Consider the following 24,831-nt stretch of genomic DNA (forward strand, 5'->3'; position numbering starts at 1 on the left):
TTTCAGGGGGTATTCGCTCGACCCTAATTAAGTTTCCCTATAACGTCTCCCAAGAAAACCGTGTAAATATTCTAGGGAAAAGGCGATGACCGAAAGGAGAAGGCCTATCACGAAACCGATGAAATGTCCAGGAATTCCGATGACTATCCCCTCACGCAGGATAATCTCCCGCCACGTTTCAGGAGACATGAAGAGAGAATTACCAAAGTAGAAATACATAGAGAAGGAAAGGTAGAAAATTGCCGAGATTCCTAACCAAGCGAGAATTTTATCGAGGAGGCTACCAGCCTTCCAAGCCTTGCTCAAGGAGAATATCAAATAGACAAGCAACATAAGTACTACCATGATAAACAGCAAAGCCCTATACAGATTCCCCGTCTGGTGATCAAGCAGTTCGAGAAGAGGGTACATACAACACAGAAGCTCGACACATAAAAACCCAGAGCAGGAGAACTTTGCAATAAGAGGATCGGAGTTAAGCCATTGATTAAGAACCTTAAAGATAAAGAACCAGTAATAAGTTGAGAAACCGCAAAGCGACGCCACCACTGACGAAAAACCCAGCATACACCCCTGAGGCTTAAACAGCATCCAAACTACTGATATTAAAAGCGGTGACACGGAGGAATTCAAGATCAAACTTAGCACAACGCGCTTAGACCACTCCTCACACATCAATCCTGCGGGAATGCATTTCGCATTAGGGCTTAGTTGAGCAGATTTAAAACAAGCTTTCTCTTGACTAAACAGCCAAAGCCCTAGAGGTAAAATCCAAGTTACGATTGCTCCAAAGTAACCACCAAGATTACTCAGGAGGTGACTCCACGACGCGTGGACGTAATGGTTTGTGATTAACGTGTAAGCCGTGAAAAACGAGAGATTAGCCGGGCAAAGAGACCACCGTCCCACAGATTCTCCCACACCTACGAAATATGCAACCAATACCAGCGTCAAGGGTAGAATAAGGGCGGCGAAGACAGTAGCCAGCATCCAGTAGAGCCGATTACTCAAATTTATCCTATTTTTCCTATTGTTCGGAAAATAAAATTTGTGTTTAAAGGCTTTGAAGAGAATAAGGTAAATGATGAGTTACCTTTACTTCGCCACTCTTCGCATCCACTTGGCAAAGGATAGTCGTAGACTTACTACGTTCTCCTTCCTCACTCTGACGCTTATAGTGAAGCGTTATAGCCACAGGAAATCTCTCACTATGTTTGCTTGGGTTGATGTTTTCCAGCACAAGTAACACTTTAAGATTTTTACCAGGAGTGATAATTACAGGGAGATTTTTTCCCGAAGTACTCACAAATACATTACCTCTTTCTTCACACGATGCTATATACGGCCCTCCATCAACAATATACGTATGATTTGAGGGGTTAGTCAAGAATGCCTCCAGGGCGATGCCACTTAAGGAATACACGGCACGGAGAATTGTAATGGTGGGGTAAGCTCTCGAAATTCTTCTTGTTTCCCGTAAAACAAAATATTGAACAACTGTAAAAATTGCGATTACTAAATTGCTCGGATCGACGGATATTTTACTACTGAGTGATTCAAAATACTTTAAATTGTTTATAATCACAATGAAGAAACCGATTAAAATTAGCACGCCGTTTGATGCTAAAGAGAGTTTATAGGAAAATTCTAGGAATAGTGCACGAGCATCCGTAAGTTGCAACCCCTTTATTAAACAAGAAATACCTTGAGTATTCCATGTTAAAATTATGAGTGGTATGCAAGGCGATATTATTGCAATGACCCAAATGAGTGCAAAGATAAGAGTTTCAATACTGATTGAGTCGAGAGGTGGCTGTAAAAATCTCGGATAAATTATTACACAAATCAGCAATAATATGACTAATATGACTAATATGGAAAGCATTAACCATCTTATTTCACTTAACTTAATAATACTGTTGATATGGTGATAAATAAGAAATGGATAAATGATTCCAAAAAGAAGCAACACGAATACAGGTATATATAACATTAAGAGCTTAAATATTGGAACGAAAGCATTCAAAGAAATTGTCGAAAAGGATATATTTATGGCTAAAGATATAAAACCAAAAATAAACCCGAGTAAAATAATCAAATAAATTAAATATTTCCAGGTAGGACAAAAGCCTTTTAACATGTTAAAAATTTTGGAAATTAGCTGTGACCCGGGGTAGTGTTTCTTCCCATCTTCACCTGAGGCTAGTTTCCTGGTTTCTATTCCGACTAACATTGCCTTCTAGTTCACGCGAACTATATAAAAATAATTTGCACGTAATACGTCCAACCACTAAGGCGGGTGAAAAAACTGTAATCCTCGGGCGGAAAGAAAGAGGCTACCCGGTTCTCTGCATGAGAGGGATTTATTTACCACCCCCACGAGTCATGGCTTATGGACGTCGGCAGGTTCTACCTCCTGCTGCACCCGAGGCCCGCGTACCTGATCGGGAGCGGGCGCTGGGGGGAGGCGGTGAACTACATGGCCGCGAGCTGGGTGACGCCCATAGCAGAGGAGCCCCCGCTGGTCGGCGTGGCGGTGGACGTGGAGAGCTACACGTTCGAGCTGATCGAGAGGTACAGGGAGTTCACGGTGAACGTCCTCCCGATGAGCCTCCTCGACAAGCTGTACCTCGCCGGGACCAGGAGCGGGAGGGAGCTCGACAAGGCCTCCGCGATAGGCTCGGTGAAGGGCGAGAAGGTCTCAGCCCCCGTCGCCAGGGACGCAGTCGGCGTCCTGGAGTGCAGGGTGGTGGACGAGGTCGAGGCGAGGGACGTGAAGTTCTTCGTAGGCGAGGTGCTCGCCGCCAGGGCTGACGAGAGGCTCTTCAGCGAGAAGACCGGCTGGCGCATCGGCGAGGTCGACATACCGCTGCACAACTGGGGCGCGGGCTTCTACGGCGTCGGGAAGTTCAGGCTCGCCAGGAAGAGCGCCTAGCACGCCAAGCGAAACCCTTTTCCCCTCGGGCAGGTTTAACGCATGCGGTGATGAGCAATCCCGATACCTACGGGTGCGGAGAGCGGCCGTAGCTGAGCTCCCCGCTTAACGGTGGCTGCGGCCTCCGGGGGTGGGCGCCGAGCGGGGGCGGAGAGATCGCTACACACTGAGTTGCGACCCCGACTTTGTAGCGGTTAAGGGATGCTGGTTTAAATTGAATAAGTTGCGCGCGCAGGCTAGTAAAATTTTTATTAAGGTTTGGAAACTAGTGGTTCTCGAATGGAGGAAGGCGAGCGGCTCAAAAGCTACCTGAGGCTTCTCACCAAGCTCGCCGGGTACTCGTGGAAGGTACTCAAGACACTTTTCAAAATCTGGTTTTACCTGTGGATCGGTGGCGGCGTGCACGGCGCGCTGGCGCTGTTCGCGCTCTCTAGGGCTGAGAAAGGCACCGTGGCTCGAGCCGGGTGGCTCTTCCTCGAGCGCGAGGGGCTGCTCGCGGCTCTGAGGCAGCTGGACGAGAGGGCCGCGGACCTGCTGGTGACTAAGCTCGAGTTCTCGCTCATGAGAGCGGCTATACACGCCAGGAGGGGGGAGATGGAGCAGGCTACTGTGATGCTCGCGAAAAGCCTCGCCGACGGGATCCCCGAGGACCTGTTCCACGTGATTGCCTACGCGGAGCCCGCGCTGACCTCAGCGCTAACGAGCCTCGGTGGCGCCCTTAGGGAGGAGCTAGGGAAGAGGGGTGCGTCCCGTTTCCTCGTGGAAAACGCTCCCTCGCGGCCGGGCCTCGCGCTTACGCTCCTCGTCCTCTCAGAGCTCCCGAGTCTGATGCCGGACGCCTTCAAGAAGAGGGTTGACCTCTCGAAGGTGACTGACGATGGGAGGGCCCTGTCCTACGAGAAGAGATTCGTGGACGAGTGGGGAAAGGTCGTCGCGGCGAGCCCCGTCCTCGCGAGGTGGATCTGGGCCCACGAGGCCAGGGGGCTCCTGCAAAAGCTGGGCCTCAAACCCATCAGAGAGGAGGAGCTCAGGGCTAGGCTTGTAGCAGAGGTCATGCTCACGAGGGCTGTGGAGGCCGTCCTCGGGATGCGCGGGGTGGTCGAGGGCTACATTAAAAGATGCCAGAGATCAGCGCCCGTCCCGCCCGAGCTCCACGAGAGAGCCTCGCTTACGCTCGACCCCATCATGGCGGAGCTCGACGCCATCCTGGGGCGCACCCGCGAGCCCGTCACGCCAGCCGACCTGAAGGCTTTCAGAGAGAAGCTGGAGGAGGCGCGGGTTGAGCTCGAGAAGCTGATCGACTGGGCGGTAGCAAACGGCATTAGCCTGGAGGCGCTCAGCGAGCTGGTAGACCTCCGGGCCATGCTCGAGATCAGCGACAAGCTAGCCGCATACGCCCTCGAAACGCCCACCTCGGGTTAAAAACCCCCTCCGGGCTTCGGCCCCGCCTGCTGGACACCACCAAGATTCAGGCTCGCACCTAAGGGTCCGCCAGCAGCACCCTTGAGAACGGGAGGCTCAGGCGCCCCAGCGGCGTCTCGAGGACGGTGTTGCCCCTCACCTCCACGTGCACCCTGCCTCCCCTCAGCTTCGCCTCAATTATGGCCTGCGCGGCCTGGCCGGCCCTCGCGTACTCCACCTCCACCTGGCTCGAAACGCTCGCGTAGCCCCCGGGCGGCACCTCGAACGCCGGCGCCGAGCCGCTAGCCGCGTACACGCCCTCCACGTAGACGTCGTAGGTGACCGACGTCGACCTCGCGGCGACGGGGTTCGGGTTCCTGACGGTGAGCACCACCTCTAGCTTAGCGCTCCTGACCCCGACCGACACGACCCTGACGTCACTGACCTCCACCTCGCAGGGCTTCAGCACCTCCACGCCTCCAATCCTCAGGCCTGTCAAGGCGAACAACCCCAGGACGTATAGCCCGGCTAGGGAGGCGAGCAGGAGAGCCAGCGCAACCGCGACGAGCTTAAGCGCCTTCGAGCGAGGCACGCCGCACCCCACCCCTAGAGGCGCGGGACCGGGATATAGGGCTTCCGCAACTCAAATGAGTGGCGCGCTCCTGGATGCGGGTAACGCTCAGCGCCGCTAGGAGACTACCTCAGTCGGTCTGACAGGCTAGCACCCCCACGCCTCCTTGAGAGCAGCCACCACGTCGATAGGTTCCCGGGTCCTCAGGAAGACGCCCATCCTCGCGAGCGCCCTGCCCACGTAGGCCCCCAGCTCCTCCGGCTTCAGGTCGCTGCGCCCAGTCCACTTCACGAACACCGGCACCCCCAGCCTCCTTGCATGCTCAGCCACCTCCAACCAGTACTCCACCGCCTGCCTCGCGCTTCAGTCGAGGGTGACCAACACGTACCCCGAACCCTCCCCGCCCCGCACCTCCACGCTCAGCACCGGCGCTCCCAGCCCTCTTAAAAGGTCGAGGATCAACTCCCTCAGCGACTCTCCCCCAACCACGACGCTCACCCCTTAGAGAGCACGCTCACGCGCTCTCCCGAGCCTCCCACACTGATACCCAGGCAGGTTCCCCCGAGGGCTCCACGCCTTCAAGGGCCTCGTCGATCACACGGAGAACCTCCTTAAGCACCCTGAGCCTGTGCCGGGAAATTTTCTCGTGCTGGCCGTCACAGGCCCCGTCCATACACTAGACCCCCTGAAGTTACACTGGCGCCTAACACTTATATTTAATCGAGCACAGTCGCTATGAGCAAACCCCAGGGCTCTCCGTCAAACAGCGGTCTTTATCATATTCCAGTCTTCAACAAGGCGGTTCAAGGAGAGCAACCAAGAAAGGTCAAGGCTACTCCTTCGATTCTCTCACCGAGATAGCTACCCAGCGCCTAGCACTGTACCCGCGTTCCTCAAGTATTAACGGGAGATTCGAAAGTTCCTCCTCTCTGAAGAACGGTTTGTCGAGCATTACATCCCCCATTTTGCACTTCAGCAAGTCGTCGAAGAGTTCCGGGAGAGGTATGGCCCACAGACTTGAAAGCTTCGCGCAACTGATGCTACCAACTGAACCTCGGGCGTCTGAAGCTCCGTCAAAACCCAGGACGTCTGCGGCTCTGTAGGCGAGGAAGCCGCACAGCTCGCTTCGGGTATACACCAGCACGTAGGAGGACCGAGCTACAGACAGCATTTTCCGGCACTGATCCAGCAACTTTCCCTCAATGTTGCCGTCCGACAACTCGTAGTTTTTGCCCGGCAGACACTCGCACCTCTTCGCCTGCATCAGCATGTACTTCGTGAGCTTAACGCCCCGTAAATCTGCGCTTAAGGCAACCCCAAGGTCAGCTCCCGTCCTCGCCTCCTGGCCGCGGCTAAAGGTGAAGGCCCTAACCCTCACATCCCCGACCTGCAACCCGTCCAGCTTTTCCGCAAGGCTGTAAACAAGGGCTCCAGTCACGTGATCCTCATCGGCGAGGATGCCCTTAGCGTAGAGGTTAAACACTCCCTCGACGGCTTCTTGAACCCTTTTTGTCAAAATCCTTCTAACGGGAGAGGGCAGCATTCCACTTACACTAGCCTGGCGTTTCTAAGTTCTTTACGGTCAACGGTATCCGAGGAGACACAGGCCCTTCGCAACGCTTTCCCAAACCGCCGTCAACGCTCCGAAAAAGTGAGGTGCGTCCCAACCCTCCGGTTTCGACAGTCAAACCGCGCCTCCGTGCGCAGCGCACCCCCGGCATGGTCCTCCGCGGTTCCAGCAATACCCCCCTTTGGCCCAACTACTCTTTAAGCAAGACAAGGATGAGCTCCCCTCAAGCCTTCCACACAATAGTCAGGCACATAATCCTCAGTCAGCATACATGAAACATAAAGTATTACTATTTTTATGGAGTTATTACCGGTTATCGTAACGCGGGTTGAGCACCGGTTCAGACGAAGCGGCGCCTCAAAGACCAAGAAAGCCACTCCCCACACTCGTTTCAGCTCAATAAGCGCGACTGGGGAGACGCCTGAGGCCCGGGACTGCCGATAATTCCTGAAAGGTGAAATCGAGGTTTAGGTCTCGCTAGAAGTGTTGCCAGGTTGGGTCCCTTGGGTGTGGGCGCCAGGCCACAACTGTGCGGCTTCCCGGGTGCCGCGCTCACGCTGCGCAACGCATTAATCCCATGCGCCTGCTTCTATAAACAGTGTTGTGACAGCGCAAAAAGAGCATAATGAGAGCGAGGAAAAAGAGGAAAAGCCCGAGACAAAAGTAGCGCAAAAAGAAAGTGAGGAAACAGCAAAGGAAATGCCTGAGAGCTACGCGGTACGAAGAGCCAAGCCTAGAGTAAAGACAAGACCTAGGAGAAAACCCGCTCACCGCTCTGGGGGCCTGGGTACACCGCCAACGAGAGGTGATACCGGCATCACTCCTGTGCTGATCTATAAACCGTTCTCCAACCACCCCGAATACGGCTTCATCTACTACCGGGAGAGGGTAGCGCCCAGGACTCCCGACTTCGTGAAAATAATTGTTAAGCCGAGAAAGCTCACTCACAGGCAGGAGAGAATAGTAATTGCGATAGCAAAGGCACTAGGGTGGCTATTCATAGGCTTTATGGTATTCTGGTTTTTTGCACTACTATTTCACATATCACTCTTTTAACACAATTGTTTTTCCTCCCCCTTCCTTTATGGAAAGAGAAACCGCGAGTTAGGCCCCGCTCGGGAGCGGCGTTTTCCCATAAATCTACGCGGATTCGAGTGCCGTGCCTGCGCTAAGTCTCCCCGATTGTTTTGACACCTGAGGCAGGGGCAAAGCGAGTGAAGTGACGCAACCGACTGCATCACTCCTGTTTCGCCATCGCGGGAAGGGGTTGAAAACGCCAGGCAGGTCCCGGAGCCAGCTTAAGCTTTTATACAGCTCCGCCGCCTGCAAGAGTGTGGGGGGCCTCGTTAGAGCGGCCCTAGTGGTGTGCCTCCTCGCTACCCTTTACCTTCAGCTTGTAGCGGCCCAGAACGCCACGGTGACGCAGCCTGTACCTATACAGCCTACCCCTGTGCCAAGGGTGGTGGAGGAGAGGTTCGTGAAGGGCTTAGGCAAGGTTCGAGTCGAGGTGCCGAGCGTAATCGAGCCGGGGAAGAAGTACACGGTCTCGTTCCGCGTTGAGGTCAACCGTGAGGAGGTGAAGAAGCTGCTCTGGCTCCTTGAGCAGGTGTGCAGGCTGCTGTGCACGCTACCCCAGACGGCGTCCTACATGCCTTCTGCCCTCTGCAGGGCTTGCGGCTACGAGAAGCTCTACGTGACAGGTTACGGCGGCCTCAGGGGGTACGCGGTGCCAGGCGACAAGATAGGCATCGCCGCTTTCGTTGCCCTCGGGCTACAGCAGGTCTACTACTCAGTGCCCATCTCCTCGCAGACGTACCTCGTCGGCTCCGAGGTTTCCGAAATTTTCTCCGTTCACTACGTGATCGAAGGCCCCCCGCCCCTCTCGCTAAGCGACCTCGAATCTAGGGGGCCGCCCTACTCCCTCAGGCTAACCCCCCTCGGGCCCGCCGCCCAGGAGCTCACTGGTGCACAGGGAACCTTCGAGCTCCGGTACGAGGTGGAGCTCGTGCCCAACGCGGCCTACGCAACGCTCTTCGACCTCAGCGTGGGCAGGGCGGTCTACAACTCCACGCAGTACACGGACGACACTCTCCCGCAGGCCAGCGCAGTGCTCGCAGCGCTGCAGGAGCTAGGTAAGGCAAGCCAGCTGGAAGGAGAGCTGGCCTCCACGAGGAGCGAGTTGGAGCAGTGCAGAAGGGACGCGGAGGAGCTGGGGGCAGCCCTGCAGCGCTGCGAGCAAGAGCTACAGCGTTGCAAGCAGGAGCTGAGCACCGCTGGGAGCACGCAACCCGCAACACAACCGTCTCAACCTCAGCCTAGCTTTACCCCAATTAACGTGGCGCCTATTGCCGCTCTGGCTCTCATTGCACTAGCAGTGACCCTCCTGCTCTACCCAGCCCTAAAGCGCAAAAGCGCTTAAGCTTTTTCCACATCTGGCCACGCCTTTCCCACAGCACAGTCTGCAAGGCGATTTCGCAGGCGACTTTTACGACCAACAGTTCTTCAGGTGAGCCTGCCCGGGGCACGCTTCTGTACCCTTTGCTTTCCACTTCTCTCATCTGTCGCCAGAGGTCGAAGCTAAGAAGCGGCGCTACGTAGGGATACAGTTATAACTGATGCCAGAGAGCTGATGTTAAGGTGAATAAAAATGGGCTTAGTACGGGAGAAGCTGCTCGTGAGGGGGGACAAGGGGGAGAAGCTTCTCGACGTGCTGTTCGACACAGGGGCTTCCAGGTCGCTCATCAGGAGCGACGTCGCCAGGGAGATATCCACGCCCAAGGAGCTCCTAGCCCCGAGATGGCTCACGGTGGCAGACGGCCGCAAGCTCGCATGCAGGCACCTCTGCGACCTGGCCGTGGAGATCGCGGGAAAGAGGGTAGGCATCGAGGCCTTCCTCGTAGACGACCTACCGGTCCCCAAGGTCTTCGGGGCTCTGGACATGGAGGCTTACAGGATCAAGCTCGACCCAGCCAGGAGGAGGCTCGACCTATCCGAGTTCACTGGGCAGATGCTGGCGCTGTAGAGCCGCGAAGAAGACCCCGCTCCTGCCCCTAGGGGCTTGGCTCCCGCCACTGCGGACCCAGCACCACGGATCTGTAGGTCTTCCACCAGTTGTACTCGTCGACCAGTTTGGCCAGCGTCCTGCCGCCGTGCTCCTCCGAAAGCCTCCGCGTCGCCTCGCTCACGCTGCACCCGAGCACCCTCGCCTTCTGCTCCACCACCCCGCGGGCGAGCCCCTGCATCTTCCTCAGGAACTCGAGGAACTCGAAGTAGCCATCCCTATCGGGGTTAAAGCCGTAGCTCTTGGCGATCTTATAATCCCACATTACGAACAGGTCTGGGCAGAGGAGGTGCGCCACCTTCGACGCGCCTACCGGGCCCAAGCGCCTGACCCTCCTGAGCCTATCGAAGACCTCCCCGACGCCCTGCGCAACGTCCCCGCCCTCCAAGTCGGCGTCCAGAAGGCTTAGCCTCCTCAGCGCCGAGACCTCGCGGGAGAGACCCCTAATCGCCCCAGCCAGCCCCCCGGGTCCACACGCACCAGCACTTGCTTCATCCCACCCCAAGCGGCCAGGAATTGCAGGATGTAGCGCCTCACGTCCACCTCGCTTATCCCAGCTGGGTCGCGGCGCCCCAGCTCCTCAACGGCCTTGAGGTAGACCTCCTCGGTAAGCTCGAAGTACCACTCGTACCCCCCGACAACCCTCTCAAACTCCTCCAGGCTGACCACGCCACCCACCCGCACAACAGCACGCAGCCAGCTATTTAATTTGACGACCGGCCCCGGGTAGCTCCATCGGGGAGACAAGCCTGGGGCTCAGCAGAGCTATCGCGAAGTGCTCGAGCATCGCGCGCCTGCGCTCGTCCTCCTCCACGATGAACTGTAAGGCGCACCGCTCCCTCAAGTGCCCGCTAATCTTCTCCTCCTGCTCGCGGCTTAGCCTAGCCTTCCCTTCGGCTGGGTCGGCGAGCCCCAGATCCCACGACAGGGCTCTCCTGAGCCGGCTACCTCTCACGTTGCCCTGCAGGTGGTCCCCAAGGATCCTGCGCCTAAGGTCGCTCGATGAGCCGACGTAAATCACCTCGCGGCCACGCCACACAATGTAAACACCCGGCTTGCTGGGCACGGGAGCCTCCGGGCTGAAGGCCAGCTTTGGCGAGGACAGAAGCTCCCTCAGCTTGCCCAGGTAGACCTCTAGCCTTTCGATTACGCCGGGATCCCCAGCAAGCCCTGCCAGTTCCTCCAGATCCTTCAAACTCTTCACGGCTACGCAATCATTCCCCAATATAAATAGTTTAGAAGCCACACATTTTCCAACAAAGCCCGATAGCTTTAAGGCCGAGACCTCTGAACTTAGTGCATCAGCATAGAATCAGGTGTCCACGTGATCCTCATCCGCAAGAACTAAGCTCCTTGTCCCGAGAACCCGCAGAGGTCCCAATGCGCCTCTCCTGCTCACTTGAATCGAAGAAACTAAGAGACTCTCCTTTTCCTTAAAAGACTCCGCAAAAAAGTAATTATTCATAATTCGTGCTTGAAGCTAACGTTTAGCGAAATGCATTTATTTACTCAGTTAGAACAATTTTCCTCGGAAAACATGACCGATCGCAAATACGAGCCTCTCGAGAATCTCGTTAGCGACTTCCGGTCGGGTGCTAAGCAGGGAGTAACAGCACTAACGTTTCTAGCAGTAACGGCTTTAGCCCAGCAGGGAAAGAGCTATTTTGACCTCAATGAGGTGTATAATTACATCCAAAACAACTTACTTAAGAAGCTCAGCTCTAAGCCTACATTCCTACGCGAATTCAGTATTATATCTCTCGCCCCAACTTTAGGCAAGCTTTGCGATATGGGCGTACTCGAAAAAATAGGGGATAATCCGGCAAGATATCGAACAAAGCTACCTTTAAGTGTGTTGCAAAGGTACGCTGGAGAGATATACAACGAGTTGATGAATTACATCTAGGCTTGAGTTTGGGTACTCCTTGCAAAAATTTATTTTAATGGAATTCTTACATTTTTGAGAGAAAATGTCAGAAAACTCTCAAAGGAAGAGGTATTTCGCCATACAGGGTAGGGCGGTCAACTGGGCTTGGAGCTTCCGCGACCTGCTTAAAGAGAGTTTAAGCTCATCAGCTAGGGATGGTTCACCGCCCCCAAATGGTCTGGGAAGAAAAGAAAAGTACTCAATCCTTTGGGCTTTTAACGATCCTGATGTGTATGAGAACCTCACTACTTCAAAGGGGGAGGTTCGGGTTGCTCTTGTATCTTCAAAGCCTGGGGGTCTCGGGCAAGGGTTTACAAGGGGGGTTGTGGCCATTGGGAGAGTGCTTCCTCAAGACCTGAAGGGTCAGATTAGGTGGGAATACTGGCCCGAGAGTGATGAGAAGAAGCCTTGGGACTACAAGTTCTTCGTTAGGGTGGAGCAGGTTGCCGCCGGGCTTTACGAGACCCTTAAAAGGCTTGAGGGGCTCAGGCCCGAAGATTTTAAGTATCCTTCGCCGCTTTTATCGGAAGTATTCTCGAAGTGGGGTCCAAGCATTATACCTCTAGTTCCGGGTAATTTGACGCAGGGCTCTCTCGCCGAAATAGAAGAAAGTGTATTCGATCAAATAATGTTTTTAGCGCGTCGCTTGGGATTCCGTAGCGTTGTTCCCTCGCCAACAGGGGTGTGGGATCCTAAGCCTGTTGAGGAGGAGCTACTACGCCGTAACGTCGTTATCCCTAGTGACATCGTTAAAGAGTGCGTTTCCGCTTTAGCCTCTGGGAAGCACCTGTTGCTGTGGGGTGTACCGGGTACCGGTAAGACTACGCTGGCTAGGGCGATAGCCGAAGCTTACGGCTTTGACATTGTCGAGAAAACGGCTACGGCCGAGTGGTCTAGGGTAGATGTCGTGGGGGGACCGGTTTTCGTCGGTGGTAGGGTTAAGTGGAGGTGTGGAGCGCTGCTCGAGGCTGTCGCAAGGGACTACAGTAGGTTGGAGAGGGGCAAAGAGTCTGGCACCATCCTGTTGATAGACGAGATAAACAGGGCAAACCTGGAGAGAGCCTTCGGAGAATTCCTAACGATTTTCAGCGGCTCGGATCCTAATGAGTGGTTTATACCGGGCTCAATTCTAGAGGAAATCCAAGAGTACAGGGAAGATGGGGCCATCGACTCGTGCGGAGAATACCTCCTTAAGAAGTGGGAGGAGAACGGAGGGGATCGGCTCGAGGTTCCGAGGGGCTTCAGGGTTATCGCCACTATGAACACCTATGACAGGAGGTACCTTTTCACGCTGGGCTATGCTTTCCTCAGGCGCTTCGCGGTGGTCGAGGTTCAGAACCCCGAGGTGGAAGAGCTTGAGAAAATTCTAGCCAGGTATAGCTCTCGTGTAGAAATTGTGAGAGAGGTTATGGAGCTGTACAACAAGATAAGGGAAGGAACAAGGAATGAGTTCGAAGTCGGTACTGCACTTCTCGCGGATCTCGTGAAATTCGCCGAAAGTGTCTACGGTGGAAACCCCAAAGAGGCTGTTGACAGGGCGTTTAAGGCTATTATCATGCCTCAGCTGGAGGGGCTTCCCTCAGCTCACTTGAGGGCAATAAGAGAGGTTTTGGAAGATGGGGATTATGGATCGTCCCTCGGGGCTTTCAAGCGACTGTACCCCGAAGCCCTCGAGCAGTGAGGAGGAAATCAGGTTCATGGTTGAGTACACGTGGCAGACACTGCTTGCTCTCTACGAGCGCCTCCATATAAGCGAGAACCTTCGGCTTAGAAACGTAGACAGCGACATCGTGGTTAGTGGGGTACCTGCTGAGGCGCTGAAGACTGTAGCGATACTCGGTGAACTTTCGGATGCCGTAAACGAGGTTCTCAGGAGACTACAGGTTGTAACAGTGGAGGAGGTTGATGTTGAGCAGGGGGCCATAAGAGGGAGAGTTCTAACTGGTCTCTCCGCAAAGTACTGGCCAGTAGCGCTGCCCGTAGTTGCTACCAAAGTGAGTCTGGAAACACCAGCTAACCTGCTTCTCGTGGTTACACTTCTCGAGGTGAAGAAAAGGGTCACCGGGCTACTGGAGAGAATCCCGAAGGAGGTGTCTCCCGAAATCGATCCCTTAAGGAGGGTGGTCGTTGAGAGGCTCGAGGGTCTTGTCCAGCGGTGCGACAGGCTGCTGTCAGAACCCACGCTTAAGCCTTTAACGATTAAAGCAGTGAGGTTTGTAGACGATGAACGGCGCGTTGCCAAGCTTGAGGAACAAGTCCGTGAGGATTCATTGCGAAGGCCCCGGGAATACCGTGCTTATGATAAGTTTTTACGCCTCCGCAGAGAATTGCACGAGAATTTGAGGGTCATCGAAGAAGACGTCAAGACCATTAGTGAGCTTCTCCCTACTCTTAAAATATCAAGGGAGAAGCTGTACGAGCTCTTCGGGTTTACTCTTGTTCTTGAGTGCATTTTTAGCATTTTTGGAGGGGTTCATGATGTAAAGGTGGATAGCAGTGGAAGAGTTCTCTCGATCTACAGGAATGGCGAGAGGATAGACATCTCCTACAACGCTCTACCTCAGAGCGTGGAGTCGAGGCTGAAGACCGCCAGATACTACGGTATTCTCGACGGAGAAATCAAGGTAGACGGCTTGGGAGGCCTCCCGGATACGATAGCGGTTAGGCGTAGGGACGATAAGAGGAAGCTGGTCGTTATAGACTACAAGTACACGCGGGATTTGAGCTACCTAGTGCAGTCGCGGTTTAAGGTTTACTCCTACCTGAACGAGTTTAACGCTGACGCCGCGATACTAGTTGCACCGACGCCTACGAATGGCTTATACTCGGACGAGGAAGCCTACGAGCAGAGAGGCTTCTACCTCACCGCTAGGGAGTACAGCGGATCGATTATCAAAATCGACGATAACGGCAAGATGCTCGCTCTGGTTTACGTTGACCCCCAGGAAGGCTGCCTCGAGAGGTCAAAATCCGCGCTAAGGAAAGTTCTTGAAATCTCGCTCCTCCTCTGAAGTCTTCCCGGGTCTATGGTATTTTTCCAAGTATTCGTAGTGTTCAAGCAACCCCTTTCGCAACGATGAGAAGGGTATGGATAGTAGCTCCTCCTTAGCCACGTACATGCTTCCTTTCACATTGCCGAGTAGCTCGCGCAAAGTGGGTCTAAGCCTGTACCCGTGCATGAAGTTAATACCACAGCAATTTGAAGCCGTATCAAGGTTCAGAAACTCCTCGCGGCAAAGCGAGAACAGCAGACCCTTCCGCGAGGCTAGATCGCGGATGAGCCTGTACTTCGCGAGCCTGTAACTCTTCCGGGGCCGCTTGTGGGACCCCGAGGGGTACTTTTCCCAGAGGGACTTGCTCTTCAGGTAGATGAGCAAGCGGGGGGCAAGCGCTTTAGATAAAGCGTCGACGTCATTCCACGAGGAAAACCTGTAGTACTCTGCGATCACCTGCAGTGCTCCGGCCGCCTTTACCTGATCTATGAGGTTTTCCAGCGATTCAGGGTCATCGTTGACTCCAGGGATCAACGGCTGAAGCCTAACTACTACCGGGACCCCCTCTGAGGAAAGCTTCTCAACAGCCTTCAACCTCTCTTCAGGCCGCGGAGCACCTGGCTCTAAGGCTTTGGATATTGCATTGTCTGTCGTTGTCAATGTTAGCTGGGCCACAATCTTCTTTTCCCCGGCAATCTCCTTTACGACGTCGAGCCAGGGGGGTTCAGCAAGCAGGGTCGACTTGGTAGAGAGGAGGACTGGTATTTTGTGCTTCAGCGCAATCTTGAGCGTATCGAGCCCCAGCTTAGCCTTCCTTTCAATAGGCTGTAACGGATCCGTTAGGGCAGACATCCTAAACGGCATCTGAATTACGGGTGTCTCGGACGATGCCTCCAAGACTTTATCCAGAGCCTCCGGATACCCCCACAGAGGCTTGGGTATGCTTTGGTAGCCGGGAAGAAGCCTCGTGTAGCAGTAGATGCAACCATGCCCGCACCTTACGTACGGGTCTAACCTGAGAATCGAGTAACAGTAAAGGCTCATGCTACGGCTTGCGGATATCACCAACTTTCCAGCTAGATCCGAGGGCCTCACGAAGACACCCTAAACCCTGCTGTTATCCATGACCCAACCCTTTATATAGCAGAAAACGGGAGAAGATAACCTCTTCTCGGTCTGAAACCCCCTTGCAATCTGGCGGGCGGAAAGGCTAAAATAGCGGCGCTGCGGATTCATGGCGTGCAGGGGAGCGCTCCTCGAGAAGACGCGGAGGCGGACGCTGGCAAGCCGGCTGGCCGGGACGCCTGGACGCGTGCTCGCGCGGTATTGTTCGCGTACTCGCTTTTCTCAGTAGTCTTCGCCGTAGGAGCATTGTACTTTCATCCAATTAACTATGCAGCCATACTGCTGTTGGAAGGTAATGTTTGGCGCTCTTCTTGGCGCTCTTTATGCTTTCTCGGTGTACCGGAAGTCGCCTGAGCGGCCCCTCTCGCCTGCCCAGCGCGCCTCGGGAGTGAAGACGGCGATAGTGCTCCAGCAGGTTGCGGGGTGCTTTCTCGTCGCCGCAATGTACCTTCAGGGCCTCGCCTCGTGGCTCGTGCTGCTCGTGACCCTGTTCCTACTCCTGGGCGCGCTGCTTCCTCTCTACCTGGTTTACCTCTCGCTGGGCGAAGACCACGCGCGCGGAGGCCAGCCAGCCTAGCCGATGCCCCGACCCCCGCCGGGTTCGCCCTCTGCCCGTACTGCGGCGGGAAGTTGTCTGAGGCCCGCTAGGGATCCACGTTGATGAATCTCGTGAAGAGAACCCCGACCGGGCTGGCAGGGGTCTCGAAGAGGGCTTTGCCCCTCACCTCCACGAGCACTTGGTTACTGTCATATGAAATTTTGTGTCGAGGCTTTGGACTCGCGTTCTCCCTTCAGCTAAACCGCCGGGCGAGCCTCTCGTTCAGACTATGCTTGACCTGGCTCCACATGTAAACCTTCCCAGTGCCCCAGCCTTTACCCTGTGAGTACTAAGGGGTACCAGTTGGGACGAATCGCGGGCTCCGAGTACTAAAGTGAACCAATGGGCCCCAATTCACCGGGGGCTTTCTGAAGACGCTTCCGCAAGCTCCTACGGGCTGGAGCGGGGCTCCCGGGCTAGGCTTTCTACTGATCCCTCAGAGGCTAAGCAGGAGTCAAACGCTACCATCAACTCGTGCGGGTGCTAGATTCCGGGTTGGGTGGCCTGCCTGTTCGCTACGATGAGCCAGACGCCTAGCCTCCTGGCCGCCTCCTCGAGGCCTGGGGCTCCCTGCATGCAGTAGAATACTTTGACCACTTTGCCCTGGAACTTTTCGGGCCAGCGCCTCGCCGCCTCCTCTGCTCTTTGGGCGAACCTGTCCAGCTGTGCGGCGCCGGCCCTGACCTTCGCCTCCCCGATGACGTTGATGCCGGGGGCTGTGCCGTAGATGCCGAACTCGTACTCCCTGTCCAGCTGCAGCGAGGCGAGCTCGACGGCGAGGCCCTTCTCCCTCAGGAAGTAGCCTACGACGTCCCTGGCTTCCTCCTCGAGGGTCGTGCAGTACCTCTCCTGCATGCGCCTCACCTCGCCGAGCTCGCGCCTCACCTCCTCTAGCTCCTTCCTAATCGTTTCCTGGCCCTCCTTGAGATCCTTAACCTCTTTCCAGAGCTTGTTCGCCTCCTCCCTGAGCGCCTTGACCTCCTGCCAGAGCTTTTCCTGGTTTTCCCTCAGAGCCTTGATCTCCTCCCATATCTTGGCCTGCTCGCGCTTTATCTCGTCGATCTCCTGCCAGATCTTCCTGGTCTCCTCCCTCAGAGCCTTTATCTCCTCCCAGATCTTCGCCTGCTCGAGCTTGATGGCCTCGATCTCCCTCCAAATCTTCACCTGCTCCTCTCTTAGCCCCTCGATCGCCTCCCAGGTTTTAGCCTGCCCCCGCTTGACCTCCTCGATTTCCCTCCAAATCTTCTCGAGGTTTGAGAGGAGCTCGGAGTAGCCCAAGGCGCCCATCAGCGCGTGCCTGAACTCCTCCTCGTCTGGCTGCTCTACGAACAGCGACAGCTCGTGGCTGTCCGCCATTGACTCTAGGGATAATTCGAGACCCCTCCTGTTTTTCTCAGAGGACTCTCTGTACCTCCTGTACCTCAGCACGAGCTTGATCTTACGCGCTATTTCCTCCTCGTAGTCCTCGATGCCCAGCCCAGCTTTCTCGAGCATGTAGAGGTCGTAGAGGTCCCTCAGCTTCTGGACACTCCTAGTGAGTATGGCCCTGACCTTCTCGCAGAGAATCTCCCTCAAGTCGTAGGCTAGCACCTCAAACTCGCGGTACCCCTCTAGGAACTCCCTGAAGTACACCCTCTCCTCCCCCGCAACGCTGACGCTCCAGAGAAGAGTCCTGGCCTTGCGTCTCTGGGGCTCGAAGAGGAGAGTCTCGACTAGGTCAACCTGGACCTTGAGGAGCTCGCCGCCGCGGTAGAGCTTGTAGGTGACTAGCCTCGAGCCGCTACCGAATTCGACGAACCTCCTGTTCCCGACATCCGCGGCGAACTCGAGGCCTAGGTCTCTCGACGCCCGCTCTATGAGCTGGGCAAGCAGCTCGGCCTCCAACACGAGCTCCCTCCTCCTCTCGGACTTGGTTAAGCCTTCCCACCTCTCCTGGCGCAGGTAGGTAAAGTCTAGGTCCACGCTGAACCTGTAATAGCCGAAGTAGCACTTAACTAGGCATGAGCCACCCTTGAACAGGTACTTCTCCCTGAACTCAGCGTCACTAGCCAGCCTGTATAGCAGCGTGTGCAGCAGCACGTCCTTCTCGACGAGTAGCGGCTTCCTCAGCCCGCTCTTCTCCACTGCGAACTGGACGAACTCAGAGTAGTCCCTCATCTCTCAGCACACCCCTCACGGTCTTCGGGTAGCGCTTGACGTACTCGGCCAGCCTCTCTCTGTTTAGCGCGTCGGCGTGCTCTCTGAGCACCGCCACCGCCCGCTCCCTGGGGATGGAGCCATACCTTGAGAGGTAGGTAAAGTCGAGGATCGTCTTCTCGAGGTCCGAGTACACGAGTCCATTCTTTCTGACGAGCCCAAAGCTCATCAGCCTCGGCTTGACCTTTACAAACCTAACCCTCTCCCCCGCTACCCTAACAGGCTTGGGCCTATAGATCGAGTCGCTGATCACGAAGACCACGTCGTAGTACTCGTGTGTCACGCCACCCAGCCTCAGCGCCGTGTAGAGGCCGAAGTACCACCTGACGCCTAGCCTCTCCATGCCTAGCGCCAGCACCCTGAGAACGTCTGGCGCCCTCCCCAGCTTGAACTCCTCCACGGTCCTCACGTAGTACAGGCCCCTAAGCACTCTGACCACGTAGCCGTACCGAATCACGTAGTTCACGAAGTAGTCTAGATCCACGCTGAACCTACTGCAGAGCTCGGCGAGGTCGTCCTTTGTCGCAACCCTCCCCCCGTACCTCGAGAACAGGTACCTAGTCGCGAGCCTCACACCTAGATCTGTGTAACAACCACTAAAAAAGTTGACGCTTGTTACACAGATCCTCGGCATTTCGTGCTGGTACCTAGAACGCTGGATGGTACTACTCTAAGACCTCGAAGTACTAAACAGAACCAGTCCAGATTCCTGTAGAGCGTATAGTCTATCATCGGTCACAGGTAAACTTAAGAACACCAACGCTTAAGCCACCCAGTCGCGAGTGAGTGGTTTAAGCCTCTTTGATCAGGTACCCTTATTGCGTGGGTTGCTTGGTTACGCGGCGTGTGGTCATCCATGACATGCTCTCCCAGTTGTATATAGCGTTGAGCTCGTAGGCGTAGAGGAGGAACCTGTACACGAGGAGCTGCTTGTCTTGCCTGCCTGCCTCGATGATGCTCCTGGCGTTTCCGACAACCACTAGCTTGCTCCTAGGTCTCGTTAGGGCGACGTTGAGCCTGTTGGGGTTGGAAGCGAACCTCAGGCTGCTGGGTGAGGTCGCAGTGACGGAAAAGATGACGGCTTCCTTCTCCCTCCCCTGGAAGGCGTCGACTGTGTCTACTTCGGAGCCCCGCACTTTCTCGAGGAGGAGATCCCTCTGAGCCCTAAAGGGCGTGATGACGCCTACCTCGCTTTCGGGCACGCCGCACCTCCTCAGCTCGGCGACGAGCCGGTGGCAGACTTCGGCCTCCTTCCTGTTGAGTAGCGACTTCTTTTGCCGCTCCTCGCTCCCCTGCACGTGGAGGAAGACTACAGGCATGTCGGGTCTCAGCGGTTCAATCCGCGGGGGCTCGGCGAGCTTCAGGGCGATGTTGTCGCAACTGGGATGGGGCTGTATCTCATTGCCGTAGACCTCCCTAGCGGCGAAGCGTATAATCTGGGAGTTGCTCCTGTAGTGCAACCTCAGCCAGAGAACGCGCTTGGGGTACTTCCTACAGAGGTAGACAAAGGCACTCAGCTCCTCCTGAGCTTTCTCGTTTTTAAGCACCTTGAATATGGGGAGGAGCTGCTTCGGGTCGCCGATTAGCACCCACTTCCTCGCCTTGAGCATCCCAAGGAGCGCGAGAGTCACGGAGGCCTGGCTGCTCTCGTCTATGAGTACTGTGTCGAAGGAGATCCTATCGAGGGGATCGAGCTGGGACTTTACAAGCGTGGAGCCTATTACGCGCGCTTCGGCGACGAGGCTCTCGCTGATACTACGCAGAAGCTCGTTCCGCTCTCGGTAAAGCTCCTTTAGCTCTCGCGATACCTTCCTCAGCTCCTCCTTGAACCTCTTCAGCCTCTCGCTCCTTGCGGGCTGGTTCCCGCTTCCCCGGATGTACTTGATGTGCTCAAGGTACTTGCGCCGCTCATTGCGCAACTTCTTTATATTCTCCTCGAGCTCCGCGAGCTGTTCTCCCCCTCTCTCCCTGACCTTGGCGCCGAGCATGTATCTCCTAATCTCGGGTAGAACTTTCTCAGGTCTTCCCACCCTAACGGCCATCTCCAGTGGAAGCTTCTCAAGAGCGTTGTCCACAGCGCGGTTGGTGTGAGAGGTTATAAGGACCTTCTCTCCCCTCGTTGCCAGTAGATAGGCCGCTTTTTGGATTACGCGGGTTTTCCCTGTGCCCGGGGGACCAACTACGAGCAGGAGCTCGCCATCCCGCAACGCTAGGATCTGCTCGACGACCTCCCTTTGGTACTCGTCGAGCTCAAAGCCCCCGTCGACGCTGTACATCTTCCCATCGCTCTGTATAGGCCTCAGAGGTTCGAGCTCGTAGCCGTCGATGACCAGGTCTACAGCTGGGCTTCTCACATTTCCGCTGAGGATGTCGTTGATCAGCTTGATCTGCAGGTCCAGCGAAATAAGGGGCTCCAGCTCAACGATCTGAAGCTGGCTACCCTCCGGAGGCAGGTTGCCCCCGGACTCCGATAGGACGGTGACGAGGTCCTCCGCGATGTCGATAACCGTGCCCAGCGAGACCAGCGTCCTGCCCAGCCTGTACCCGATGACATCACCTGTGTTGAAGGGGGCGCCTCCCGAGACGGTGAGGTCCACGAGACTCTCCGCGGCTGACACAACGGTGGCTTTAACGTAATGTGGCGTGGTCAGGAGCTCGCGGATTAAGTGCTCTTTTTCCTTCTTGAGAAGTTCTCCGAGGAGGCTTAGGTCAACCCCCTACACAACCCCCAACTCCGCTACGCTGGAGCCGCAATTAAACTTTAACCCTCTGCGGCACTTTTGATGGCTTCCGAGTTGTGGTGTTACTGCGTTTTAGGGCAGTAGTAGCTTGAGAGCTAGGGGTACGAGTATCGTGGAGGCTAGGGTCACTACGATTGCGACGAGGCTTGCCCTGACTAGGGATGAGAGGTCCTCGAGCCTCCCATTGAGGTCGTCTACGCGCCTGTTGACGTCGTCTAGGCGCCTATTTACGTCGCTGATCCTCGAGTCTATGTATGCCATGAGCCTCTCGAGGTCGTGCTTCGTGGCCACCTCTCTGAGTGCCCCCTGGATTAAGGCGAGGCGGACCTCGGGGTCTGAGACTAGGATCTCGGCTAGCTCGCGCCTGTAGCGTGGCTCCTCCCTGAGCTGGCGCAGGAGCTCCTCCGCGGACACTTCCCTCACGGTTTAGTGGGTTTTCGGGGCTTATAAAGCTGTCACGGCCTGCTGGCTCCTAGGTGGCTCTGGGGAGGCCTAGGGCTTCGAGGAGCTCGGGGTCGGGCTGGAGGGGCTGGGTGAGGAGGTGCTTCTTGCTCAGGTAGAGGTTCATGGGCGGGGGCTCGCCGTAGCGCTTCATGTAGGCCGCGAGCACGGCTCTCTCGACGCGGGCGGCGGTGAGGATGTCCGGGTACTGCTTGTAGGCGAGCTGGAGCTCGTCCTCTCTGACCTTGTCGATCATGCCGGTGTACTGGAGGGCTATGACGAAGGCGTGCATCCTGTGCTGGGTCCTTGCGCCCTGCCTCGCCGCCTGGAGGTGCTTGAGGAGGTTGGAGGCGACTCGCCTCTTGAGGTTCTCGGTGGAGGCGATGTAGAGTATGCCCTTCGGGTCGACGGCGAGGACGCGGGGTATGGGGACGGGCTTGCCGGAGCGCACCCAGAGGAGCGCGTAGACGCAGGGCTTCCTGGGGAGGGTGAGGGTGTCGGGCGTGACGTCCACGAGGCGGAGCACGGGCATGCTTCAGGCCTGTTTCTAGCCGCCGGTCCCTCTAAAATACCCTTCCACGTTCCCGGGCTCAGATCCTACCGTAGAGGTACATGAGCAGGAGTAGGCGCCGCCTTCTCCTCCTGCGCCTCTCCTCCCTGCGCTCGAGCCTGCCCACAGCCATTCAGCTCGACGCAGGCTCTAATAGTTTGCCCTCACGCGGTGGCGCTCTTCAGGAACTCCCTGGCCTCCTCGAGGCTCTCGAAGACGCGCCTCGTGTAGAGGTTCTTCTCAACGGTGAACCTCGAGCCGCACCTGGGGCACTGCGTGGTCTTCGAACCCGCCTTCGCTATCTTCAGCTGCCCGCACCGGGGGCAGGAGACCACGACGTACATGCCCGATGCCCAGCGGGTGAGGGGGGTATATTACCCTTGCCCCGAGCCCTCGGGGCTTCGTCGCTCCTCCCCCTGGAGTGCAGTGTACTTCACGTACCTGCCCTTGACCTTCTCGGCAGGGTACCTCTGCTCGTTCAGCTTGAGCTTCTCCAGTATGGCCTGCTCGAGGTCCACGCCGAGCTCGTGGGCGAGGAGCAGGAGGTATATCGCCACGTCGGCCAGCTCCTGGGACGCCATCGCCATCCCTTCCCCCTGGCGGAGGTACTCGAGTATCTCCTCGTCCGTCTTCCACTGCAGCAGCTCGAGGAGCTCGCCGACCTCGACGACGAGCGAGATGGCGAGGTTGCGGGGCATGTGGTACTTGGCCCAGTCGCGCTGGTCCCGGAACCTGACCACCGCCTCCTCGATCTCGTGTAAGGTGGCCACGCAACGCCTACGCGGGCCCGGTATATAGGGCTTCCGCGCACCAAAAAGTTAAATTGCGACGCTCGATTCACGGGATATGCTCTGGAGCCTGCTCGCCGTAACTGCTGCGCTGCTGTTCTCGCTAGCCGGCGTGCTCTACAGGAAGGGCGTCTCGGGCTCGAGCCTGCACCCCCTCCTGGCCAGCGGCCTCCGCGCCGGCCCCGCGTTCACCGTCATGCTCCTCGCGTTCCTGGCCTCGGGCGGCAACATGGCTAAGCCCCTCGAGTTCTACGCCGTGGCCACGGCCTCAGCTGTCTTCGCGTTCTTCCTGGGCGACTCGCTCTTCATCTACGGGCTCTCGCGCTCCCCCGTCGGGGTCGTGTACCCCGTCGCCTACACCTACCCGTTCCCCGTCGCGCTGTTCAGCTTCCTCCTGACCGGGAAGACCCCCAGGCCCGCCGCGCTCATCGCAGCGGCCCTCGTGGCAATCGGCATGTGGGTCGTCTACAACGGTGGCGGCGGCTACACGGCGAAGGGCCTGCTCGCGGGCCTCGGCGCCAGCCTGAGCTGGGGGATGGGCATAACGCTCGCCTACATCGCGCTCAGGTACGCTACCCCGGTCGAGCTGAACCTCTACAGGACGGGCTTCCTGCTCGCCGCCACCGCCCCAGCCCTGGCCAGGCGCGCAGACGACGTCAAGCGAGCCAGGGTGGGCTGGGTGATGCTGGGCGGGCTGATGGGCATAGGGCTCGGGCCGCTGGCCCTCTTCACCTCCATGAGGATGTCCGACGCCGTGGGCCCCTCCGTCGTGTCCTCGGGGGCCCCGGTCTTCGCGGTGCTGCTCGCGGCGCCCATCCTGGGCGAGAGGGTGGAGGCGAGGTACCTGGCGGGCGCCCTGCTCGTCTCCGTTGCGACTGCCGTGGTGTCCCTATGGGGCTGAGCGGCCTCACTCCTCCGGGACGTGGCTGGGGACCCTGGCCCTCTCCTCCACCATCACCCAAGCCTTCCCGTCGTCGCTGAGGAACCTCCAGAGTAGGGGCTTGTCCAGCTCCAGGTGGCTCTTGACGAAGAGGAGGCCCCTCGTGGCCTCCGCCCTCCAGCCGTGCAGGATGTCGTAGACCGAGGGGAGGAAGGCGGCGTCGACCTGGCCCACGTAGACGGCGCGCCGGTCGGCGATGAAAGAGACTCCCCACGCGGGGAGCAGAGCCAGGGCTTTCGCCACCCTAGCCGCGTCCTTGCCCTCCAGCTCGAGGGCCACCTTGACGGCCTCCGGGGGCTCCGCCGCTCGCGGAAGGTGGTGTACAGCCAGCCCGGAAGGAAGTGGAGCTTGTAGTGGTAGCTCCTTGTGGTCTGCGCGGGGATGGGGAGCCAGAAGAGCGGCTGCAGCCTCCTGAGGAGGTCCGACGGCCTCGCGAAGGGGCCGAGCATCATCTTGCCCGTGAGGTATACGAGGTCCCAGACGTCGGGCATGTCGAGCGGCTCTGCTCGCTTGAGCGCCGGCAGGAGGGAGTCGACGAGCTTGGGCAGCCTCTCGGCGTCCACGGGCCTGAGGCCCTGCAGCTTGCTGATCGGGATCCAGTGCTGGACCTCCTGGGCGGCGAGCGCGCTCCCCTCGCCGAGCGTGGCGGCCAGGTCCCGGACGTAGTCGTCGACGAGGACGCGGGGGACGAGGCCGTGGACGAGGGTGTGCTCGCCCCTGGGGGAGCTGAGGGTCATGACCTCGAGGGAGCCGTAGGGCAGCGAGCCGGGCCACGTGGTCTTCTCCGCTATGTAGACGACCCTGGCGAAGCCGAAGTAGGCGTCGTCGGGGACCATGACGAACCTGCCCCTCAAGGACCACTCGTTGTAGAACTTCACGGCGGTGTTGGGGGAGACGCCCGCGAGCCTCGCGAGCTCCCTGAGGCTCCTCGCGAACGGGAGCGAGTACAGGAGGCGCATCTCGTCCACGAGAATCGGCATCGGTACACACCACC

General features: G+C 57.2%; 29 protein-coding genes. 10 read left to right on the forward strand and 19 right to left on the reverse strand.

Annotation, left to right across the window (positions count from 1 at the left end; genetic code table 11):
- Positions 1–27: 27 nt before the first annotated feature.
- Both ACNO7C_RS07840 and ACNO7C_RS07845 read right to left on the reverse strand, forming a co-directional pair.
- Complete coding sequence (locus tag ACNO7C_RS07840; protein WP_460024554.1) at positions 28–411, reverse strand: hypothetical protein; 384 nt, start codon at positions 409–411, stop codon at positions 28–30.
- Positions 412–1,054: 643 nt separating this feature from the next.
- On the reverse strand, positions 1,055–2,233 hold the full coding sequence (locus ACNO7C_RS07845; protein WP_460024555.1) for a hypothetical protein: 1,179 nt from the start codon (positions 2,231–2,233) through the stop codon (positions 1,055–1,057).
- A gap of 159 nt (positions 2,234–2,392) precedes the next feature.
- Here ACNO7C_RS07845 and ACNO7C_RS07850 point away from each other — a divergent pair, with 159 nt between their 5' ends.
- Positions 2,393–2,935, forward strand: a complete 543-nt coding sequence (locus ACNO7C_RS07850; protein ID WP_460024556.1) for a flavin reductase family protein — start codon at positions 2,393–2,395, stop codon at positions 2,933–2,935.
- Positions 2,936–3,214: 279 nt separating this feature from the next.
- A complete protein-coding gene (locus tag ACNO7C_RS07855; protein WP_460024557.1) occupies positions 3,215–4,357 on the forward strand; it encodes a hypothetical protein in 1,143 nt (380 codons plus the stop codon).
- A gap of 58 nt (positions 4,358–4,415) precedes the next feature.
- Here the strand turns inward: ACNO7C_RS07855 and ACNO7C_RS07860 are convergent, their stop codons facing one another.
- From ACNO7C_RS07860 to ACNO7C_RS07880, 5 genes are all read right to left on the reverse strand, one after another.
- On the reverse strand, positions 4,416–4,928 hold the full coding sequence (locus ACNO7C_RS07860; RefSeq protein ID WP_460024558.1) for an LEA type 2 family protein: 513 nt from the start codon (positions 4,926–4,928) through the stop codon (positions 4,416–4,418).
- Positions 4,929–5,054: 126 nt separating this feature from the next.
- Positions 5,055–5,255 (reverse strand): hypothetical protein, encoded by a 201-nt coding sequence (locus tag ACNO7C_RS07865; protein WP_460024559.1) that lies wholly within the window; start codon positions 5,253–5,255, stop codon positions 5,055–5,057.
- A gap of 15 nt (positions 5,256–5,270) precedes the next feature.
- Positions 5,271–5,396: a hypothetical protein gene (locus ACNO7C_RS07870; protein WP_460024560.1), complete on the reverse strand. Its 126-nt coding sequence runs from the start codon at positions 5,394–5,396 to the stop codon at positions 5,271–5,273.
- A gap of 25 nt (positions 5,397–5,421) precedes the next feature.
- Entirely contained in the window at positions 5,422–5,580 is a 159-nt protein-coding gene (locus tag ACNO7C_RS07875; protein WP_460024561.1) for a hypothetical protein, read from the reverse strand.
- A gap of 159 nt (positions 5,581–5,739) precedes the next feature.
- Positions 5,740–6,423, reverse strand: coding sequence for a hypothetical protein (locus ACNO7C_RS07880; protein WP_460024562.1), 684 nt, complete (start codon positions 6,421–6,423; stop codon positions 5,740–5,742).
- A gap of 657 nt (positions 6,424–7,080) precedes the next feature.
- On the opposite strand from ACNO7C_RS07880, the gene ACNO7C_RS07885 reads away from it, so the two are divergent.
- The 3 genes from ACNO7C_RS07885 to ACNO7C_RS07895 all read left to right on the forward strand — a co-directional run bounded on the left by ACNO7C_RS07885 (position 7,081) and on the right by ACNO7C_RS07895 (position 9,499).
- Complete coding sequence (locus tag ACNO7C_RS07885) at positions 7,081–7,533, forward strand: hypothetical protein (protein ID WP_460024563.1); 453 nt, start codon at positions 7,081–7,083, stop codon at positions 7,531–7,533.
- A gap of 277 nt (positions 7,534–7,810) precedes the next feature.
- Positions 7,811–8,896, forward strand: a complete 1,086-nt coding sequence (locus ACNO7C_RS07890; RefSeq protein ID WP_460024564.1) for a hypothetical protein — start codon at positions 7,811–7,813, stop codon at positions 8,894–8,896.
- A gap of 228 nt (positions 8,897–9,124) precedes the next feature.
- On the forward strand, positions 9,125–9,499 hold the full coding sequence (locus ACNO7C_RS07895) for a retropepsin-like aspartic protease (RefSeq protein WP_460024565.1): 375 nt from the start codon (positions 9,125–9,127) through the stop codon (positions 9,497–9,499).
- 28 nt (positions 9,500–9,527) lie between these two features.
- Here the strand turns inward: ACNO7C_RS07895 and ACNO7C_RS07900 are convergent, their stop codons facing one another.
- Genes ACNO7C_RS07900 through ACNO7C_RS07910 form a run of 3 tightly spaced genes read right to left on the reverse strand, consistent with a single transcriptional unit; the run spans position 9,528 to position 10,733 of the window.
- The gene (locus ACNO7C_RS07900) at positions 9,528–10,043 is read right to left on the reverse strand and encodes a hypothetical protein (protein ID WP_460024566.1); all 516 of its coding nucleotides are present in this window, start codon (positions 10,041–10,043) and stop codon (positions 9,528–9,530) included.
- A complete protein-coding gene (locus tag ACNO7C_RS07905) occupies positions 9,953–10,216 on the reverse strand; it encodes a hypothetical protein (RefSeq protein ID WP_460024567.1) in 264 nt (87 codons plus the stop codon). Before ACNO7C_RS07905 ends, ACNO7C_RS07900 begins: the two co-directional genes overlap by 91 nt.
- Positions 10,217–10,238: 22 nt before the next feature.
- On the reverse strand, positions 10,239–10,733 hold the full coding sequence (locus ACNO7C_RS07910) for a GIY-YIG nuclease family protein (protein ID WP_460024568.1): 495 nt from the start codon (positions 10,731–10,733) through the stop codon (positions 10,239–10,241).
- 342 nt (positions 10,734–11,075) lie between these two features.
- Between ACNO7C_RS07910 and ACNO7C_RS07915 the strand changes: the two genes are divergently transcribed.
- The 3 genes from ACNO7C_RS07915 (at position 11,076) to ACNO7C_RS07925 (ending at position 14,476) form a co-directional block, all read left to right on the forward strand.
- Positions 11,076–11,444 carry a hypothetical protein gene (locus tag ACNO7C_RS07915; protein ID WP_460024569.1) on the forward strand — a complete coding sequence of 123 codons (369 nt, stop codon included), beginning with the start codon at positions 11,076–11,078 and terminating at the stop codon, positions 11,442–11,444.
- 64 nt (positions 11,445–11,508) lie between these two features.
- Complete coding sequence (locus tag ACNO7C_RS07920; RefSeq protein ID WP_460024570.1) at positions 11,509–13,146, forward strand: AAA family ATPase; 1,638 nt, start codon at positions 11,509–11,511, stop codon at positions 13,144–13,146.
- Entirely contained in the window at positions 13,091–14,476 is a 1,386-nt protein-coding gene (locus ACNO7C_RS07925) for a hypothetical protein (RefSeq protein WP_460024571.1), read from the forward strand. The genes ACNO7C_RS07920 and ACNO7C_RS07925 overlap by 56 nt, the downstream gene beginning before the upstream one ends.
- Here ACNO7C_RS07925 and ACNO7C_RS07930 read toward each other — a convergent pair.
- Positions 14,441–15,553 carry an SPL family radical SAM protein gene (locus ACNO7C_RS07930; RefSeq protein ID WP_460024572.1) on the reverse strand — a complete coding sequence of 371 codons (1,113 nt, stop codon included), beginning with the start codon at positions 15,551–15,553 and terminating at the stop codon, positions 14,441–14,443. The two genes, ACNO7C_RS07925 and ACNO7C_RS07930, sit on opposite strands and share 36 nt — an antisense overlap.
- A gap of 325 nt (positions 15,554–15,878) precedes the next feature.
- Here ACNO7C_RS07930 and ACNO7C_RS07935 point away from each other — a divergent pair, with 325 nt between their 5' ends.
- Entirely contained in the window at positions 15,879–16,160 is a 282-nt protein-coding gene (locus tag ACNO7C_RS07935; RefSeq protein WP_460024573.1) for a hypothetical protein, read from the forward strand.
- A gap of 504 nt (positions 16,161–16,664) precedes the next feature.
- On the opposite strand, the gene ACNO7C_RS07940 is transcribed toward ACNO7C_RS07935, so the two are convergent.
- From ACNO7C_RS07940 to ACNO7C_RS07970, 7 genes are all read right to left on the reverse strand, one after another.
- Positions 16,665–18,338 (reverse strand): nucleotidyl transferase AbiEii/AbiGii toxin family protein, encoded by a 1,674-nt coding sequence (locus ACNO7C_RS07940; protein ID WP_460024574.1) that lies wholly within the window; start codon positions 18,336–18,338, stop codon positions 16,665–16,667.
- Positions 18,322–18,951: a type IV toxin-antitoxin system AbiEi family antitoxin domain-containing protein gene (locus ACNO7C_RS07945; RefSeq protein ID WP_460024575.1), complete on the reverse strand. Its 630-nt coding sequence runs from the start codon at positions 18,949–18,951 to the stop codon at positions 18,322–18,324. Before ACNO7C_RS07945 ends, ACNO7C_RS07940 begins: the two co-directional genes overlap by 17 nt.
- A 241-nt stretch (positions 18,952–19,192) precedes the next feature.
- The gene (locus ACNO7C_RS07950; protein ID WP_460024576.1) at positions 19,193–20,974 is read right to left on the reverse strand and encodes an AAA domain-containing protein; all 1,782 of its coding nucleotides are present in this window, start codon (positions 20,972–20,974) and stop codon (positions 19,193–19,195) included.
- Positions 20,975–21,190: 216 nt separating this feature from the next.
- A complete protein-coding gene (locus tag ACNO7C_RS07955; protein WP_460024577.1) occupies positions 21,191–21,541 on the reverse strand; it encodes a hypothetical protein in 351 nt (116 codons plus the stop codon).
- Between the two features lie 49 nt (positions 21,542–21,590).
- Positions 21,591–22,091 carry a hypothetical protein gene (locus tag ACNO7C_RS07960; RefSeq protein WP_460024578.1) on the reverse strand — a complete coding sequence of 167 codons (501 nt, stop codon included), beginning with the start codon at positions 22,089–22,091 and terminating at the stop codon, positions 21,591–21,593.
- A 182-nt stretch (positions 22,092–22,273) separates the two neighbouring features.
- Positions 22,274–22,453, reverse strand: coding sequence for a DUF5817 domain-containing protein (locus ACNO7C_RS07965; RefSeq protein WP_460024579.1), 180 nt, complete (start codon positions 22,451–22,453; stop codon positions 22,274–22,276).
- A gap of 30 nt (positions 22,454–22,483) precedes the next feature.
- Complete coding sequence (locus ACNO7C_RS07970; protein ID WP_460024580.1) at positions 22,484–22,879, reverse strand: nucleotide pyrophosphohydrolase; 396 nt, start codon at positions 22,877–22,879, stop codon at positions 22,484–22,486.
- A 76-nt stretch (positions 22,880–22,955) separates the two neighbouring features.
- On the opposite strand from ACNO7C_RS07970, the gene ACNO7C_RS07975 reads away from it, so the two are divergent.
- A complete protein-coding gene (locus ACNO7C_RS07975) occupies positions 22,956–23,798 on the forward strand; it encodes a DMT family transporter (RefSeq protein WP_460024581.1) in 843 nt (280 codons plus the stop codon).
- Between the two features lie 53 nt (positions 23,799–23,851).
- Here ACNO7C_RS07975 and ACNO7C_RS07980 read toward each other — a convergent pair whose 3' ends face one another.
- Positions 23,852–24,817 carry a hypothetical protein gene (locus ACNO7C_RS07980; RefSeq protein WP_460024582.1) on the reverse strand — a complete coding sequence of 322 codons (966 nt, stop codon included), beginning with the start codon at positions 24,815–24,817 and terminating at the stop codon, positions 23,852–23,854.
- Between the last annotated feature and the right edge of the window lie 14 nt (positions 24,818–24,831).

The organism is Infirmifilum tikiterense, assembly GCF_054696565.1.

Bases quoted from the DNA above. Each gene is read 5' to 3' on its own strand.
- ACNO7C_RS07840 (WP_460024554.1), bottom strand. From the start codon at position 411: ATGTACCCTCTTCTCGAACTGCTTGATCACCAGACGGGGAATCTGTAT.
- ACNO7C_RS07845 (WP_460024555.1), bottom strand. From the start codon at position 2,233: ATGTTAGTCGGAATAGAAACCAGGAAACTAGCCTCAGGTGAAGATGGG.
- ACNO7C_RS07850 (WP_460024556.1), top strand. From the start codon at position 2,393: ATGGACGTCGGCAGGTTCTACCTCCTGCTGCACCCGAGGCCCGCGTAC.
- ACNO7C_RS07855 (WP_460024557.1), top strand. From the start codon at position 3,215: ATGGAGGAAGGCGAGCGGCTCAAAAGCTACCTGAGGCTTCTCACCAAG.
- ACNO7C_RS07875 (WP_460024561.1), bottom strand. From the start codon at position 5,580: ATGGACGGGGCCTGTGACGGCCAGCACGAGAAAATTTCCCGGCACAGG.
- ACNO7C_RS07895 (WP_460024565.1), top strand. From the start codon at position 9,125: ATGGGCTTAGTACGGGAGAAGCTGCTCGTGAGGGGGGACAAGGGGGAG.
- ACNO7C_RS07915 (WP_460024569.1), top strand. From the start codon at position 11,076: ATGACCGATCGCAAATACGAGCCTCTCGAGAATCTCGTTAGCGACTTC.
- ACNO7C_RS07920 (WP_460024570.1), top strand. From the start codon at position 11,509: ATGTCAGAAAACTCTCAAAGGAAGAGGTATTTCGCCATACAGGGTAGG.
- ACNO7C_RS07925 (WP_460024571.1), top strand. From the start codon at position 13,091: ATGGATCGTCCCTCGGGGCTTTCAAGCGACTGTACCCCGAAGCCCTCG.
- ACNO7C_RS07935 (WP_460024573.1), top strand. From the start codon at position 15,879: ATGTTTGGCGCTCTTCTTGGCGCTCTTTATGCTTTCTCGGTGTACCGG.
- ACNO7C_RS07940 (WP_460024574.1), bottom strand. From the start codon at position 18,338: ATGAGGGACTACTCTGAGTTCGTCCAGTTCGCAGTGGAGAAGAGCGGG.
- ACNO7C_RS07960 (WP_460024578.1), bottom strand. From the start codon at position 22,091: ATGCCCGTGCTCCGCCTCGTGGACGTCACGCCCGACACCCTCACCCTC.
- ACNO7C_RS07965 (WP_460024579.1), bottom strand. From the start codon at position 22,453: ATGTACGTCGTGGTCTCCTGCCCCCGGTGCGGGCAGCTGAAGATAGCG.
- ACNO7C_RS07975 (WP_460024581.1), top strand. From the start codon at position 22,956: ATGCTCTGGAGCCTGCTCGCCGTAACTGCTGCGCTGCTGTTCTCGCTA.
- ACNO7C_RS07980 (WP_460024582.1), bottom strand. From the start codon at position 24,817: ATGCCGATTCTCGTGGACGAGATGCGCCTCCTGTACTCGCTCCCGTTC.